The sequence below is a fragment of the Paenibacillus sp. FSL E2-8871 genome (assembly GCF_038000345.1).
Taxonomy (GTDB): Bacteria; Bacillota; Bacilli; order Paenibacillales; family Paenibacillaceae; genus Paenibacillus_AQ.
In genome coordinates this window covers 5,579,212-5,596,208 of the sequence record NZ_JBBOBV010000001.1, presented here as the reverse complement: position 1 = coordinate 5,596,208, position 16,997 = coordinate 5,579,212, and the positions used below count along the sequence as shown (strand labels likewise).

Below are 16,997 nucleotides of genomic sequence, written 5' to 3'. Positions count from 1 at the left end.
GAGCTATATGCTACTATAGCTCCCTTACACCTTTTAACGTTCTTTAGTTCACTGGAACAAACTCAGCCAATTGCTTTTCTACTTCGGCAATAACCTTGTCAATTCCTGCTTTTTTCAGTTGCTCACGGTATTCCGCTACAGCAGCTTTAGGATCTTTGCTTGTTTTACCAAGCATCAATTGAACACCAAGCTGGGAATTTACGTTGGAGATCGAAGCAATCTCTGTAGTAACATTCGCTGGATCGAAAGTAAAGCCGTTGTATGGATCATTGATAGCCACTTTATCCCACTCTGCGAACAGAGAGTTACGGATTGGGTTCTCTGTGTCCGTAGGAACTACGAATTTGTCATTACGAAGTGACCAAGCAGCGAAACCTCCGCCGTCTGTTTTTTCGTTGAAGCCTGCAGGCTGCTTTTTAACTCCATTTTCCATGACATATTGCTTACCTTCAATACCGTTTTGGATGAGGTTGTAGTAGCTTTCGTCAGTCATGAACTTCTCGATTACCATCAAAGAACGCTCTGGATTCTCAGAGTTGACACTAATTACGGTAGAGTTATCAACACCCATTTTACGTTTAATCTTCTTGTTAGCTTCTGCAAAAGTATAGAAATCAGTTTCTACCCCTGGTAGTGCCGTCTTATCCCCGCCATATTGACCGAGCCAGTCCTGAGTATGCGTCAAGTAACCCGCGGAGTTTGCTGCTCTGAAGTTATCCTTGCTTCCAAGTGATGAGGACAGTACATCTTTGCCCCAGTATCCCTTGTCTGCCCATTCACGCATCTTCACAGCCCAATCTTCGAATTCTTGGGTGTAGGCTGGAGAGAACACTGTTTTGTAGTCCTCTGCGCTCTTAGTCACTAAATTGATTTCATTTGTTGAGATCCCTGGTGCATTAAGCCACTGACCAGTAGTATCTACGAGCATTCTGAACATATTTTGTGCATCTTCAGCTTTACCATTAATAGGTGGGAATGATTCATTGGCAACTACATTGTCCATGTATTTAACCATATCGTCGATAGATGCAATTTTTTCCATGCCGTATTTTTTCAGCAAGTCTACACGATAAGCATAACCGCTTGGTGTATATTCGCTATAAAGACTCGGAACACCATAGATTTTACCTTTGACCTTCGTATTTTCCCACACACTTGCTGGAATTTCTGCCTTCAGCTTAGGAGCAACTTTATCGAGCATGTCAGTAATGTCTACCAATGCACCTTCACTTGCTAATGTATAGTAGTTTACCGGTGCTCCAGGAGAAGCATGTGACAAATCAAATGTTTCACCAGAAGCAAATAGCAATGGATATTTCGTTGCAATATCTGGCCAGTCGATATATTTAATTTCTAAAGTTGTATTGATATCTGCCTTGAGTTTTTTGTTAATCTCAGCTAGAATCGCCTTATTTTGAACACCTTCACTGCCCCACAAGTAGTACGTCAGCTTAGCTTCTTTGGAAGTATCGACTCCTCCTGTATTGTTAGCAGATGTTTCTGGTGATTTAGTAGCTGCTGCATCATTGCTAGAAGCATTGTCTTTGGATGATGAGCAAGCTGTAAGTGCCCCCGTAAGCATTAGGACAGCTAGTAAAGAAGACGCCGTTTTTTTACCTTTCATTAGGTAAACCTCCCTTTTTTTCTGTTAATAATGATTGCTTGATTTATAATAAACGCCCTATGAAAAGGAAACGTCCATTAACCCTTTACTGCCCCGATTGTGAGGCCTGTTACGAAGTAACGCTGCACAAATGGATATAGAAGAATAATAGGTCCAGTAGCTAGCACAGCTGTAGCCATTTTAATGGATTGCGTCGGAAGATCAGCAGTATTGATTACCGCCCCCGAATTGACTAGCGCTCCGAGATTCGCCTGATTGACCATTCGCTGCAAGAAGTATTGAAGCGGATACTTCGTCGGATCGTCGATATACAACATTCCGTTATACCATTCATTCCAAAAACCCAGTGCCGAGAACAATCCAATCGTAGCTAAGGATGGAACTGCTAGTGGAATGAATATCCGCCAATAGATGCGGAAGTCACCGGCGCCGTCAATTGTAGCGGATTCATATAGAGAATCCGGAATAGCTTTCATAAAGTTACGCATTAGGAAGATGGACCAAGCGCCCACTACACCCGGAAGGATCATGGCGAATAAGCTGTCCTTCATATGAAGATGTTTGACCATCAGGATATACGTTGGAATCAAACCACCGCTGAAAAGCGTTGTAAAGTAAATCATAAAGGAGAAGAAATTACGATATTTGAAATCTTTTCGGTTAAGTACGAACCCAGCCATTGACATCATGAATAGTCCAAGTACCGTACCTACTACGGTGATAAAAATCGTAACCTGATAAGCACTTACTAGTTTGCCAGAGTTATTTAACAGCAATTCATAAGCCTTTATTGAGAATTCCTTTGGCCAGAGCTTATAGCCTTCACGGACAATTTCCTGTTCATTCATGAACGAGGAAGAGATCATTAATGCAAAAGGAAATACACAAAATAGTGCAAAGATTGTAATGCAGAGATAGCTGACCGCTTTAATGAGAATACTGCCAGAATCCTGCTTGATTTTTGATTGTTCCACTGATATCACCCCTATTTCGTTTCTGAATTTAGAATAAAGCGCTGTCTGGTTCGACCTTACGAACAATAAAGTTTATCACCAGTACCAGAATCAGACCGAATAAGGATTGATAGAAGCCGACTGCCGCACCCATGGAGAAGTTGAATTGCCCCACTAATGAACGGAAGACATAGGTATCAATGATATCCGTCTGCGGATACAGCACGGAGTTAGTACCAATCAGGTTGTAGAATAGGTCGAAGGAGCCTTTAAGAATGCCACCCAATCCGAACAACAGCAATAGAATAAAAGTAGGCTTCAGAATTGGAAGAGTCATGTAGCGAATCCGCTGCCAGGTCGTAGCCCCATCCATATAGGCCGCCTCATACAAATCATGATTAATTCCTGTAATGGTTGCCAAATAGACAATCATACCGTATCCAGTTCCAGCCCAAATCTTAAAGGCAACAATGATATACTTCCAAATCCCAGGGTCAGAGTAAAATTCATAACGATCTAACCCCAAGCTTACAAACATCGTATTAATAAAACCTGAGTTGAAGTTGAACAAGTTGTAGGCAAATACACCGACGATAACCATTGAGATAAAGTTTGGAAGAAGAATGACGGACTGCGTTATCTTCTTGAACCACTTACCTGCTATTTCAGATAACATAATGGCGAAAACGATTTGAATAATATTCCCCAAGGCAAGAAATACAACATTGTAGAGTAGTGTATTTTTGGTAATATTCCAGAGATCACCGTTTTGAAACAGGAACTCAAAGTTCTTAAGGCCAATGAAATTACTACCGAAAATTCCCTTGTTTAGTTTGTAGTCCACAAATGCGACGTAAGCGCCAGGCATTACGGCATAGTGAAAAATAATGAAGTATAGGATTACAGGCAGCAACATTAGAAAAAGCACTTTGTTCTTAATGACTTCCCGGACAATATTTCCACCTGCAAGCTTAATTCTTGACAATGAGCCCACCTCCAATTTGAAAGATGCATTTCATCACATGCATAACTTAGCTTCCTTTCTTGTCCCGCAACCAGCTTAAAACTGATTGCTCATCCTTTATGATAAAGCGTATCGGATGATATAGAAACGTTTCCATAATTTCTTTGAAACTCCCTGTACGAAAATCATACTCCCTAGATGTATGCGCTGTCAATTCATTTTATTTTTGTTTTTCTAGTAATAAAAATCACATTTTACAACCTAAATATAATGAATCGGCCGATTTCGCGAAGATAATTGACTTTTTATGGTCTTCGGACTAAGATCGATATGTATCGTTAATGGAAACGTTTCTATCTGTTCTTTCACAGACATGTCAGTCTTATATATGATGTCTGACAATGAACTCCCCGTACCGATCTATTACATGTCTCATCCAATAATATTAATCTGCGTATGCACACGGAACAGGGTATTGAAAGCTATCCTTTACTCGGAATCCTCTCCCGCTTAAAGTAGCGGCGAACAGAAATCGCAAGCGCTTTCTTATTGGTATAGCACATCTAATTTTCACAATAACTTTCAATGCGCTCACGAGGAAGGTGTTAACCATGACTAAACTGTTTATCCAAGATCTTGTGAACGATATGACTCTAGAAGAAAAGCTGGCCCAATTAACCCAGCTAGGCCCTCACTATTGGGGTTTGGATGATACCGTAGATTTAACCGGTCCATTCAAGGAACTGAACATTAAGCCGCAGGTAATGCAGAACATCGGAAGCGTTCTGAACGGTATTGGAGCCAGGAATGTGATTGATCTACAGACCCGGCATTTGCAAGCCAGCCGTCAAAAAATCCCCTTACTCTTCATGGCGGATGTGATTCATGGTTACAGAACGATCCTACCGATCCCGCTTGCGATAGGTTGTAGCTTTGACATGGAGGCCTGTGAAAGGTTCGCTGAAATTGCAGCCAAGGAGAGTGCAGCTGCCGGTATTCACCTCACTTTCTCGCCTATGACGGATCTTGTACGCGATCCGCGCTGGGGACGGGTGATGGAGACATCCGGTGAGGACCCTTATCTGAATGCTCGTGTAACTGAGAGCATGGTACGGGGCTATCAGGGCAAAGACCTAAAAGAAAAAGGTCGTATCGCTGCCTGTGTGAAGCACTTCGCCGGTTATGGCGCTCCCGAAGGCGGTCGAGAATACAATACGGTAGATATGTCCCTCGGCGTATTACGTGAGTTCTATCTACCAGCCTATAAAGCTGCTGTTGATGCTGGTGTAGCCATGGTGATGGCCGCATTCAATACGATTGATCGTATACCTGCAAGCGGTAATTCCAAACTTCTCCGCGGGATTCTGCGTGAGGAATGGGGCTTCAATGGCGTTACCATCGCCGATTTCAATTCCGTAAATGAACTAATCCCTCATGGCGCTGCCGAAGATGGCCGTGAAGCAGCGGAGAAAAGTCTGGCTGCCGGACTAGATATTGAAATGATGTCCACCCATTATCTAAACCACGGTGCTGCTCTCGTCGAGGAAGGCAAGCTTGATATCTCCTTGATTGATGAGGCGGTCATACGGGTGCTAGAACTCAAAGACGCGCTCGGCTTGTTTGACAATCCGTTCAAAGATGCAGATCCGCTGGTAGATGAAGCGCCTACACCAAGCGCGGAGCATTTGCAAGCCGCGCGAGAGCTGGGTGCCAGCTCAGTGGTGCTGCTAAAAAATGACAATGATGCTCTGCCCCTTAAACGCGGCATGAAGATTGGTATGGCAGGTCCCTTCGCCACCTCCATTCATGTGCTAGGCGGCTGGTCTGGAACGGAAAAAGATCCTGCCGTATCACTCTACAATGGCGTTTCTCAAAAAACATCTGCCACAGATATTATTACAGCCATGACTGGTGAGCTGGGAAGCATGTTGGAGGGTATTTTTGATGTGGAGGATGAAATCGAAGAAGCCTTCCAGCGCCTGAAAGATTGCGACGTAATTCTCGCTGCTGTCGGTGAGAATCAGCAGGATACCGGGGAAGGCGGAAGCAAAACCAATCTGCGCTTGTCGACCAATCAGGAGAAGCTGATCTGGCGTCTAAAAGATACCGGCAAAAAGATTGTTACCATTGTATTTAGCGGCCGACCGCTGGAACTAAAGCCTGTTCTTGAGGCCAGCGATGCTTTGCTGCAAGCCTGGTTTCTGGGTACGGAATCCGGAAATTCATTAGCTGATGTGCTGTTCGGAGATTATAATCCGTCCGCTCGTTTATCTATGAGCTTCCCTTACTCGGTTGGGCAAATTCCTGTTTATTACAATGCCTATCAGACGGGACGTCCCTATGATCCCCTATATCCCAATGTGCGTTATGTAACCCGATATCTGGATTGCCCTAATGACCCTCTTTTCTGTTTTGGCTATGGTCTGAGCTATTCCAGTTTTGATTACAGCAACTTCAAGGTTGATGCTGCCGAGCGGGTTGTTGCCTCCATTGAGGTGGAGAATACTTCAGACATCACCGGCAAGGAAACCGTTCAACTCTATATCCACGATGTCAGCGCAAGTGTCGTCCGCCCGGTCAAAGAGCTAAAAGGCTTCCGACAAATTACACTCGCAGCGCATGAGAAACAAGTAGTTTCTTTCGAGATCACTAGAGATATGCTGATGTTCTACGGAAAAGACGATCAATTGGTCTTTGAACCCGGGGAATTTGATATTATGATTGGTAGAAGCTCCGGAGACCATTTCACCCAGCGGATCTGGATCGGCTAACTATATTAGACAGTAAGGGAGATAACCCCAATGAGACACAGCTTATCATTTCAGCAAGATGGAACCTTGAAAATTGTACAATTCACTGATCTTCACTGGATGGATGGAAGAGCCGAAGATCAGCGTACCCGTGAACTGATGGAACGCGTGCTGGAAGCGGAACAACCTGATCTTGTCGTTTTCACGGGAGATCTAATTTACACCGCCCCTGTATCACCTGGTGAAAAGGCTTGTGAAGACCCCGCCCAAGCTTTTCGGGATGCTGTCGCTGCTGTAGAAAAAACAGGTACCCCTTGGGCCTTCGTATTTGGTAACCATGATACAGAAACCCTGATTTCCCGTAGTGAATTGATGCAGATTGCCTTAGAACATCCCCACTGTCTGGCCGAAGCCGGTCCAGAGGATCTTGAAGGTTCAGGCAATTACACGCTTGAAATAAAAGATCAGGATGGCCAAGCAGCCGCTGTCCTTTATTTTGTTGACTCGGGCAGTTACTCCGAGATGGAGCATATCCCTGGCTACAATTGGGTTAGCCGGAATCAGATTAACTGGCTAACTGCTGAATCCGCTCGGTTGAATCCTAAAACTGCTGAGAACAGGCTGCCTGCATTGGCTTTCTTCCATATCCCGATTCCGGAATATCGTGAGGTCTGGTCTACACAAGTCTGTCATGGGTATAAGTATGAGCGTGTATGCTCACCTGAGGTTAACTCGGGATTATTCTCGGCTTTGCTTGAAATGGGTGATGTGCTTGGCACCTTCTGCGGACATGACCATATCAATGATTTTACGGGCAGCCTGTATGGCATACGTCTTTCCTATGGCCGTGCTACCGGCTACAATACTTATGGAAAAGAAGGCTTTATGCGGGGCGCACGCGTCATCAGACTGACCCAAGGCACCCAAGACTTCGATACCTGGCTTCGTCTTGAAGACGGATCTGTCCTGCTGGAACAGCCAATTCATCAGCCTGAACCTGCTGCCGGTTCAGAACATTAATCGTCTTACTTTATTGTCTGCAATCTTTTTGCTCATTAATAGTTATAAAAAAGAACCCGCATAGTGCTGGTTCTTTTTTATGTTCCAATATTAGCTTGTTCCCATACTCCCCATTACATCGCTTTTTTTGTTAAAATAGAGTAGTCGACGTATTAAGCACTACAGCGTCAGTCATGGAACGGAGGCAAGTACCTGTGGATTATATTATTCTGGACATCGAATTCAACGGCCGTAAGTTTGCCAGCGAGCACCCTATGGAGGTCATTGAGATTGGAGCTGTCCGGTTAGACTCTTCATTGCAGTATAAGGATGAATTTTCTTCCTTGATCAAACCCATATATTTCTCCACCCTTAATTCTTTCATTAAGAAAAAAACCGGTATTCCTCAAGAGGAAATCGATATCGCAGCCCGCTTTCCGAAAGTCATCACTGCGTTTAGAGAGTGGCTCGATCTAAGTACAAACGGAGTTCTGCTGCTTACTTGGGGCGGCGAGGACATGAAGCGAATCATTCAGGATGTGCGTATGCACAAGATGGACGAATCCTATTGGATGTCTGCTACGTATTTGGATTTGTTAAAAGGTGTGCTGCGAGCACGTGGGCTTAGCAATGATATTAGTGTCGAAGGCGCTATGGCATTGTTCGAGCTTGAGCCTTCCGGCTCCGCTCACCGGGCACTGGATGATGCACGAATGACATCGGAGATTTTCCGTGCGGTGTTTAACGAGCTAGATTTCGAGCGCTCCCAGCATTATGTAGATACCTTCTCCAACGCAAAGGAACGCAAAACGGTCAAAGCTGCCATCAAAGCCATAACCGCGCAAAAAATAGTACCTACCTGGGAGCTTGTTGTTGAGCATTACTTCTCAGACCCAGCAACCCTCGCCGATCCACGTAAACTAGAGGAATTGCATAACTATTTCGCAGCACAAATGGGACTTAAAAAGGTTCAATAGTCTACTAAAACAGCATGTAGGACAACCTAAACAGCGGCAGTCTTCCCAATGAGCACTCAGAGGATGGCTGCCGCTATTTTGAGTTAATATAACAAAGTACTAAGGAACTTATCTCTGAAACTGTGGTAGAAAGTCGGCATTCTGCTCTAGAATATCAGCTAGCACCGCCTTGGCAATTCGTTCATCGCCGACCAGCGGGTGGAGCGTCAATGCCTGAAGAGCAGAAGCATAATCGCCTTTCACCGCAGCTTCAATCGTCAGCTCTTCATAGGACTTCACCACCTGAAGCAATCCTCTGATCTGTGGAGGCAGTGGCTTAACTAGTCCCAAAGCATGTGGGCCATCCGATTTAATGACACAATTGATCTCAATGGATACATCATCCGGAAGACAAGGTATTGCCCCTTGATTGCGAACATTTACAGTCTGAATATCGCCTGTATCATTATAAATAGACTTCATGAGCTGAACGGCCGCTTCAGAATAATAAGCTCCGCCACGTTTCTCCAGCTGGGCAGGCTTTTCATGTAGTTCCGGCTGTTTATACAGCTCAAACAGCTCCGCCTCTACTTCCTTCACATCATCTGCACGAGTTTTGCCTGTCGCCTGATAATATTCTAGCATCTCGCCGTACATTTCTTCCTTCATATAATAGTAACGGTGATAAGCGCAGGGAAGGGCACCTACCGAATGAATAAACTCAGCATCCCATTCCAGATCGGGAATATTGGCTGGCGAAGATTGACCGATGCTGCCAAGTCGGGTCATGAAATCCTCTGTCACATCATCACCATCAAGCACTACCCGGGTCGTCCAATTCAAATGATTAATTCCGACAATCTCAATGAACATCCGCGTTTGCTCCACCCCGTATAGCTCGGCAATCTGCATTTTTGTACCAATAGGTAGATTGCATAACCCAACGGACTTAACCTTAGAATACTTGGAGACAGCTTCTGTAATAATACCGGCAGGGTTAGTGAAGTTAATCATGAATGCATTGGGCGCTAGCTCTTCAATATCACGGCAAATACCAAGAATGACTGGAATGGTACGGAGAGCTTTGGCGAAGCCACCTGCTCCTGTCGTCTCCTGACCGATCAGCTGATGAGACAACGGTATCTTCTCATCTCTTGAACGTGCGTCTAACATCCCTACCCGAATTTGTGTCGCTACAAAATCAGCATCTCTGATCGCTTCGCGCCGATCCAAAGTCGTATACAATGTAATCAGCTTTCCACTCGCATTAATCATCCGCTGAGCCAGTTCGCCAATAATCCGTAACTTCTCTGCCCCTTGCTCGATATCGGCTAAATACAGCTCAGTGACCGGAAACACTTCATGATAACGGATCAGCCCCTCAACCAGCTCCGGTGTATAGGAGGAACCTCCCCCAATAACTGCAATCTTTAAGTGTGACTTCTTCATTTATTGTTCTCTCCCTCTTGCACTCAATTAGTTTATAGTAACATCGTCATATCTTGTTCCTACAATTTTTTCTTTTGTCTTCTAATAAAATACTTTGAACAAGGTTAGGAACATTCACTATTCCAATATTAGTAATTTATTCGTCGTTTTCTTAGTTAAACCGCATTTATTTTATGTTTCCTCCGATTCTTCATCCGTGATATAATATAACAAATATGTAATCGGAGGATGTTTGTAATGACAAAGAGAATAAATAACTCATTATATTCCATCATAAAAGAACAACTTCTGAAACAAATTCAGTCTGGAGTATACGCAGTTGGAGACAAGCTTCCTACTGAGGCTGAGCTATGTGAGATGTTCTCCGCGAGTCGAACAACAATCCGCCTTGCCCTTAGCGAGCTTGAAAATCAAGATATTTTGGAGCGGTATCAAGGGAAGGGAACTTTCGTCAAACGTAAGGAGCTTCAGCTCAACCAGGCGCGCAGCTTCACTGAGGATGTGCTGATGAGTGGCAAAGAGCCCACCAGCAAAATTATCGAAGCCAAAGTAATACCAGCCGAAATGCCGATTAATGAATATCTTAATATCCCTTTAAAGGCACCCGTGAACCACTTGCTGCGGATACGTTATGCCGACAATGAGCCATTACTTTATGAAAATACTTATATCGCTTGGGATCTGGCACCTGGTCTTATCAATGACTACAAGGAGGGTTCGCTGTTTTCCTTTTTAGAGACAGAGCATAATCTAAAAGCCCACCGTTCCGTTGAACAGTTGAAACCCGTTCTAGCCAATAGTACCGCCAGCAAGCTGCTTGGAGTTAAGGAAGGCTCGCCCTCTCTGCAGGTAAGGACATTTACTTATTTAGCTGATAACTCCCCACTGGAGTACAGCTTTGGCGTATTCCGTGGTGATTTTCCCATCTATACAATTGAACGACAATTTTGAGGCTCATCACTGGCATCAGCTAATAATTAGCTAGAAGTAACCTGCCTTGAAGAATGCGAAGCGCCCTTGCGGGCGCTTCTTTCTGTACTCACTCTTTTATAATTTCAAAGTAGCGTCCCATCCAGTATGGCAGGGTGAATACCGACCCGGCTTCTATGCTACCCGTGCGATAGTTGTAGTTTGGATTGACGCCAGTGGATTGGCTCTCATTAGCAAACGGATTGGAATTGTGCTTAATAATCCGACGCTCATCAGGAGCGAGTGCGTAATTTGTCTGTTTGGCTTTATCGCGGTCTCCAGGTTCAATATAAAATACATCCTGGCGATCCCATTCAACAGGAAACTCAATCTGGAATTCAGGGAACCGGTAGAGGAATCGAACGGCCGACTGTAAATCTACATCTGTTTTGTCAGGATGCGCGAGCTGATACAGGAAGGTATAGAACGGATTCTCCTCCCGGACTTCGTTAGAGTACCACTGATCATAAGCCTCTACGATCTTGGCGTGTCTAAGCTCATCCTGTTCCAGTGTGACAAGTATAAATACCGGGAACCATCCAAGCTCTTCATCGGAATAGTTGATATATTGGGTCCAGTCATTGTGCAGCGTAGCATTGGCGTTGGTACTGTCGCCTGCATTGTCCATGGTTACCACCTCATTGCCGTTATCACTGTAAGCATTGGTAGCTTGGCGCACAATTCTCCGTTCAACATATTCCAACGCCATATCTATATAGCCCAGACCGTTCACATACGGATCTTCCTTACTATAGCTGCTAGCAAAAGCCTGTTCATATGCCATCTCGTATTTGAGCGAGTCCGCCGGATATCTTTTTTCAGTGACGAAGCTAGCTGTTTTCAGTACACCCATTACCTCGAGAGCATTGAGCGGTGCATCTTCATAGCCATAGGACAGTGCATCGTTCCCATCCTTATCGACACCAACACTGAATTCCCACTGTTTCTGCTTCTCCATAGTGCTAAGACTGTCGTTAAAATACTTCCCGAGCCATCTCGACCACTGTGTCGATTTGCCAGTAGCATCCTCAATATAGTAATGGTCATCCTTCAGAATCAGCTCTGTCATACGGTGCGTAGTTTCTTCAATAAAGGATTTCAGCTCTAACAATTCGGGATCATTACTGTCCCCTACCAGATATTTGAAGGCTGTATAGAACATAGCATAGTGGCCAATCACTTCATCTGATGAAGTATCCGCTTTATAGACGATCTGATTCATATCAATATGACCATCTACAATTACGCTACTAGGGAACAAATCATTGAAGAAATCAGGAATTTGCTCATACACAGGTGCTGTCAGCTGAAACAAAGGTTTATTCGTTTCGCTCGTTGTCTTATCTTCCTTTGCGGTGCTGTTGTTGGTGGCCGCCGTAATCACTGGAAGCACTTGATATACCGGACCGCTTTCCGTTGTTTCAACGATGGTTTTAATATCAATGCCTAGCTTCTGCCCCTCGGGACGTGTCAGGTTGAGCTCATCGATTGATGCTTGACTAAGACCGAGCCCATTATAATTCATTACATCAGTACCACCACTCGGGAATAACGTCGAGCCTTTTTTGTTCTCCGCATCCTTAGTCACCCTGACCATCGAATAGCCTATGGGTTCTACACCGTCATTGCGTTGCATGCTTGGAATAATCCCATTTGGATTATTCTTATCCGGACCGACGAAATTCTGGAACCAAAAACCATTCGTCGATTGATACCCATACACTGTATTTCCCACCGTAGCTGCAGTCGCCTCGCTAGTTAGCATATAGGAACGAACTGGGAAGCCATTTCCGCGGCCCGACACATAATCTAGTAGCAGCACTGCTTTGGTGGCACGGAGTGCAGCAGCCTTTGCGTCATTTATTTCCGCCACCTGCTCTGAGGTCGGATTGGTGCCGTATTGCTCCTGCAGCGCCTTATAGCGGAAGACCTCGCCCATCGCATACATTGTCGTCCATAAGCCATCATTATCACTGGTCGTAGGTGTTGAATTGAAAACACCAGTTGCCGAATTGTAGTTTACAGCATCTGTTGTGTTGTCCGTGTCAGTAAAGGTAAAGCTTGTGCCATGAACCATACCGCGTCTGTCCAGAATAGTCTGAACTAAATCCTCATAAATGAATGATTTCTCATGCAATGTTTGCTCCGGCATAGCAATATGCGTCACACCACTTGCTGTCCGCGCCCAAATACCTCCCGCTTCGTCACTAGCTAAACCAGTAACATGATTATCTCCGCCATACAAATATCTTGGACCTGCCATGTATTGAACGATATCCTTTGTATCACTTGCATTAAAATCGACCCGCTGTAGTCCATTCTGCGTACCAATCCAATAGACGCCTTCCTTATCGAGAACGACACTTGTCACATCACCGATCACTGACAGCGGCAAAAATTTCAACGCACTTGCGTCCGTAATCCAGTCAAGCGTATTCGGAATGGAAGCTGAGCCATTTTTATAGTAGGTCATTTTCTTTGACTGCACGGCCTCCAGCTGAACAGGTGAATAGCTAGCTCCAGGCAGCTTTGCTGCCCCTACAGGTATTGCCGACAGTGTGAATAACGTAACAGCAAGCAATGCGCCTGTTATTTTTCGAGCGCGTTTCTTCATCATTTGCATAAATTCATTCCCCTTCCCTTATTGATAAATATGCGATACACCTGTTTCCGTAATGGCCAAAACACCTGTGCTGCCGTCAGAGATTAGCAGAAGCACTTTATTATCCGTTAACTGCTTAGTCTCAGCTGTATAAGCTAGCATTTCATTGGTGGAAAGCTTAATTCGAGTAACCCCACTATCGGTTCCAATCCATAGGTACGTCCGATTTTTATCTAAAACTGAGCTGTTAATTCCTCGAAGGGAGGCAAAAATAGAAGGCTTAGCGTTGAATTGGTAGTTTACGAAGGTAATAGCGTTGGTGAGATCAGGCATAACTACTGCTGAGTTAGCGATTGAAGGTTTATACGAAGGATCTTGAAGAAAAGTTATATATTGCTTAGCCGTTCCTTCTGCCCCAGTAGAGCTAAAGGATTTAAGTACCTCTTCATAGCTGTACAGTACGGTAGCTTTTGGTTCGGGATCAACCGTACCAGGTTCTCCCGTTCCAGGATTTCCTGTACCCGGGTTTCCTGTACCGGGATTCTCTGTTCCCGAGCTACCGGAACCAGAACCGCCAGAACTACTCGACGTATTAGGCACCCCATTACCGCTGCCTTTATAATCGTGACCGTTTATTGTCACTTTACTAGCATTCACCGTCAGCTTGTTCGGCATCGATGCCAAGGAAACTCCCTCAGCATTCACTTCAGCTTCTGCAATTGTTCCTTCACCAGTTACTTCAGCCCCACCGTTAAAGAACAACTTCTTAATGCTCGCACCTTTCACAAGCTGAATTCTTGACTCTGCTGCTAAAGAGGCGACCTTAAAACTAGTGATTTCGCCACCATTAAAGACAAAACGTGTCTTTCCGGCAAGATTTAGCTGATTTACATTTCCATTCAATGAGACATCCGCAAGCCCATTTGTTAGTACATTAATTGTATCAATTGGGTTATTGGATTCATTAACAACCTGCGATTCCGAGAGGACATCTATAAGTGGGAGTGTCGTTGTCCCTTTAAGTACAACTCTTATTGGAGAGGACGGTTTATTGATTACAATTCTTTTTATTTTACTGTCCGTAATTGTGATACTGTTCGCACCCCCGCCGTTTATGTAAACGACGCCTCCGATTACTGCACTTTGCAGACTCAAATCTCCTTCCCCAACACCCGGAGTTATATATAAATTGCCTGTAAGGTTCAGATTGGATAGGACTGCTCCGGGCCTGTTGACAATCATACTGCTGCTAGAGATACCGGAATGTTCTCCGCCATCGGTGATCAGAATCCCCATAGCTCTATTAATCATCTTCACTGCCTCTGCACGAGTCAGCTCCTTCTTCGGCTGAAAGGTAGCCTCTAGTGTGCCTTCCACATAGCCGGCTGCCTTCATCGCATAGACCGCTTCCTTAGCCCAACTGGAGATTGCTGCATCATCAGCAAATGCGACACCACTGCTTGCCGAAGTCGCAACATTAAACACTCTGCTAAGAATAAGAGCAGCCTTCTCCCGGGTAAGTACCTCTAGCGGTTCAATGCCTCCCTCCCCATTGCCGAGAATTGCCCCAGCAGCAACCGCCTTGCTAATTTCTGGCGCATACCAAGCAGTCAAAGGTACATCCTTAAAGGTTTCACTACTCACTGCACTGAAATTAAAGATGCGATTGATCAAGGTAACGAATTCTGTCTTTCGAATTCCTTCGTTAGGCAATACCTTGCCGTCTTTATCACCTTTGAGTAGCCCCATTTCCTTCCACGAGGCAATTTCTGTTGCAGCCCATTTTGGAATAACCTCCGTCGTGTCTGCGAATGCGGCTGACGTGTACGCCATAGATGATGTAACAGCAAGTATAGCGAGTGCCTGCTTCAAGCTGAACTTCATATGCGCTCCTCCTTCATATTTTTGCTTTTAGTTTCACCATATAGAAAACTCAAATGCTAATATTATGTCACCTCCATGTAATATTCTCATAATTTGTAGTAACGTTTAATCACATTCTATTTTTAATCATAACAAATTGTCAATAGCTTATTTAGAGTGCATTCATTTTAATTTTATTCAGCATAATTCAAAACCCTTTAGAATATAAACCCTTATACATCCACTTTTGTTTGCGCTTTCATTCACTAATGTTAATTTTTAAAGCCCCCGGATTACAGTTAGCATTCCTGCATTATTTTTCTTATTAAAATCTCAAAAGTGATTGACATCACATTAAATATAATCAATAATGAGAACTAAGTTGTTACTACATTTATTTCATCCAATTTATTACTCCTCTTAGCTCATGCCAACATCGCCCTCCTGTGTTAACTTAAATCACACGAAAGCTAATGGAAGAAGAAACTTAGGCACTCTTAGCAGTATAGGAAGTAAGCACGATGTCAATTTCATTATTGTTTCTATTAAACTCAAGGAGAGATGATCGATTGAGAAAATGGATGATTGGACTAGTTGCATCAATGCTGATTACTACTTTGGCAGGCTGTTCCTCCACCTCAAACAAAGAGAGCACAGCAGTAAACACAGGCACTACTGAGGGAAAAACGCAGACACTTCGCATTGCCATGGGTTCACCAGGTGAAGGTTTAATTAAAGTCTGGGAGGACATTGGAAAGGAATTCGAAAGCCAACATGCGGGGATTAAAGTTGAGTTCAACTATCAGGATGATGATACATACCAGACCATCGGGCTACCCAATCTACTCAGCGGCAAAAATGCTCCCGACCTCTATTTCGAGTGGGCTGGACAACGGCTACAGACAAGAGTAAGCGATGGTTATGCCGCAGATATTACCGAACAACTACAAAGCTCAGGCCTGAAGGATATGTTTGCTGACGGCACCTTCAACGGTATGATTGTCGACGGCAAGACGTATATGATTCCAACAGCAGGCGATGTGACAAATGTGATCTTTTACAATAAAGAAATCTTCAGTAAGCAAGGTCTTGAACCGCCTACCACCTGGGAGGAGTTCCTTACAGTGTGCCAGAAGCTTAAGGATGCCGGCATTACGCCGCTTGTTATCGGTAACTCCGATCTATGGACAGCCGGCAACTGGATTGCCCATGTCATTTCTAGAGTAGTAGGAGAAGATGCTTACAGTGAAGCGCTGCAGTTAAAGCAACCGTTTCATTCAAAAGATTTCATTAAAGCATACACCTATGTACAGGAGCTATGGGATAAAGGCTACATCAACGACAATGTGAATGCCCTCAACGACAGTGAAGGTGACATGATGTTCCTGAACGGTAGCGCGGCCATGCACCCCATTGGTAGTTGGCTTGTCCCAACCGCTGTTGAAGAAAACCCTGATCTTCAGCTAGGCTACTTCAATACTCCAGTCATGCCGGAAGGTAAAGGCAATCAGGATAGTGTAATCGGCGTACTTAATGGTATGGTCGTCAACAAGAACTCTAAGCTGATCGACGAAGCCATTGATTTTATGAAATTATATAGTTCAGCTGAATCGTCTAAAAAGCTATCCGATGCCGGGGCTGTACCGATCACTAAAGATGGTATTAATACCGAAACGACCCACCCGCTCTCGTTAAGCTTAAATGATCTGATGGAAAATGCACCTGCTCTAGTATCGCCTCCTGATACCGGCTATTCCATCGAGGTTGCAAATGCCTTAAATATGGCTACATCTCAAATAATTGGTGGAGCCAAATCCCCGGAAGACGCATTATCCGAATTGGAAACAACCATAGCCCCACTTAAATAA

At 44.4% G+C, this 16,997-nt stretch carries 11 protein-coding genes; 5 read left to right on the top strand and 6 right to left on the bottom strand.

Annotated features, from left to right (window positions below; translation table 11 throughout):
- Positions 1-43: 43 nt before the first annotated feature.
- The 3 genes from NYE25_RS25200 to NYE25_RS25190 all read right to left on the bottom strand — a co-directional run bounded on the left by NYE25_RS25200 (position 44) and on the right by NYE25_RS25190 (position 3,562).
- A complete protein-coding gene (locus tag NYE25_RS25200; RefSeq protein ID WP_341147125.1) occupies positions 44-1,624 on the bottom strand; it encodes a DUF3502 domain-containing protein in 1,581 nt (526 codons plus the stop codon).
- A 77-nt stretch (positions 1,625-1,701) separates the two neighbouring features.
- Positions 1,702-2,598 (bottom strand): carbohydrate ABC transporter permease, encoded by an 897-nt coding sequence (locus NYE25_RS25195; protein WP_197069743.1) that lies wholly within the window; start codon positions 2,596-2,598, stop codon positions 1,702-1,704.
- Positions 2,599-2,626: 28 nt separating this feature from the next.
- Positions 2,627-3,562 (bottom strand): ABC transporter permease, encoded by a 936-nt coding sequence (locus tag NYE25_RS25190; protein ID WP_256716269.1) that lies wholly within the window; start codon positions 3,560-3,562, stop codon positions 2,627-2,629.
- A gap of 590 nt (positions 3,563-4,152) precedes the next feature.
- Here NYE25_RS25190 and bglX point away from each other — a divergent pair.
- The 3 genes from bglX (at position 4,153) to NYE25_RS25175 (ending at position 8,267) form a co-directional block, all read left to right on the top strand.
- On the top strand, positions 4,153-6,312 hold the full coding sequence (gene bglX / locus NYE25_RS25185; protein ID WP_341147124.1) for a beta-glucosidase BglX: 2,160 nt from the start codon (positions 4,153-4,155) through the stop codon (positions 6,310-6,312).
- A gap of 30 nt (positions 6,313-6,342) precedes the next feature.
- Positions 6,343-7,311, top strand: coding sequence for a metallophosphoesterase family protein (locus tag NYE25_RS25180; protein WP_341147123.1), 969 nt, complete (start codon positions 6,343-6,345; stop codon positions 7,309-7,311).
- Between the two features lie 194 nt (positions 7,312-7,505).
- Positions 7,506-8,267 carry a 3'-5' exonuclease gene (locus NYE25_RS25175; protein ID WP_341147122.1) on the top strand — a complete coding sequence of 254 codons (762 nt, stop codon included), beginning with the start codon at positions 7,506-7,508 and terminating at the stop codon, positions 8,265-8,267.
- A 108-nt stretch (positions 8,268-8,375) separates the two neighbouring features.
- Here NYE25_RS25175 and NYE25_RS25170 read toward each other — a convergent pair whose 3' ends face one another.
- Positions 8,376-9,695: a 6-phospho-beta-glucosidase gene (locus NYE25_RS25170; RefSeq protein ID WP_076283820.1), complete on the bottom strand. Its 1,320-nt coding sequence runs from the start codon at positions 9,693-9,695 to the stop codon at positions 8,376-8,378.
- A gap of 237 nt (positions 9,696-9,932) precedes the next feature.
- Here NYE25_RS25170 and NYE25_RS25165 point away from each other — a divergent pair, with 237 nt between their 5' ends.
- The gene (locus NYE25_RS25165; protein WP_076283819.1) at positions 9,933-10,646 is read left to right on the top strand and encodes a GntR family transcriptional regulator; all 714 of its coding nucleotides are present in this window, start codon (positions 9,933-9,935) and stop codon (positions 10,644-10,646) included.
- An 88-nt stretch (positions 10,647-10,734) separates the two neighbouring features.
- Here NYE25_RS25165 and NYE25_RS25160 read toward each other — a convergent pair whose 3' ends face one another.
- Together NYE25_RS25160 and NYE25_RS25155 are read right to left on the bottom strand one after the other, a co-directional pair.
- Positions 10,735-13,287, bottom strand: a complete 2,553-nt coding sequence (locus tag NYE25_RS25160) for a hypothetical protein (RefSeq protein ID WP_341147121.1) — start codon at positions 13,285-13,287, stop codon at positions 10,735-10,737.
- Positions 13,288-13,305: 18 nt separating this feature from the next.
- A complete protein-coding gene (locus NYE25_RS25155; RefSeq protein ID WP_341147120.1) occupies positions 13,306-15,150 on the bottom strand; it encodes an S-layer homology domain-containing protein in 1,845 nt (614 codons plus the stop codon).
- 548 nt (positions 15,151-15,698) lie between these two features.
- On the opposite strand from NYE25_RS25155, the gene NYE25_RS25150 reads away from it, so the two are divergent.
- Positions 15,699-16,997: an ABC transporter substrate-binding protein gene (locus NYE25_RS25150; RefSeq protein WP_179085735.1), complete on the top strand. Its 1,299-nt coding sequence runs from the start codon at positions 15,699-15,701 to the stop codon at positions 16,995-16,997.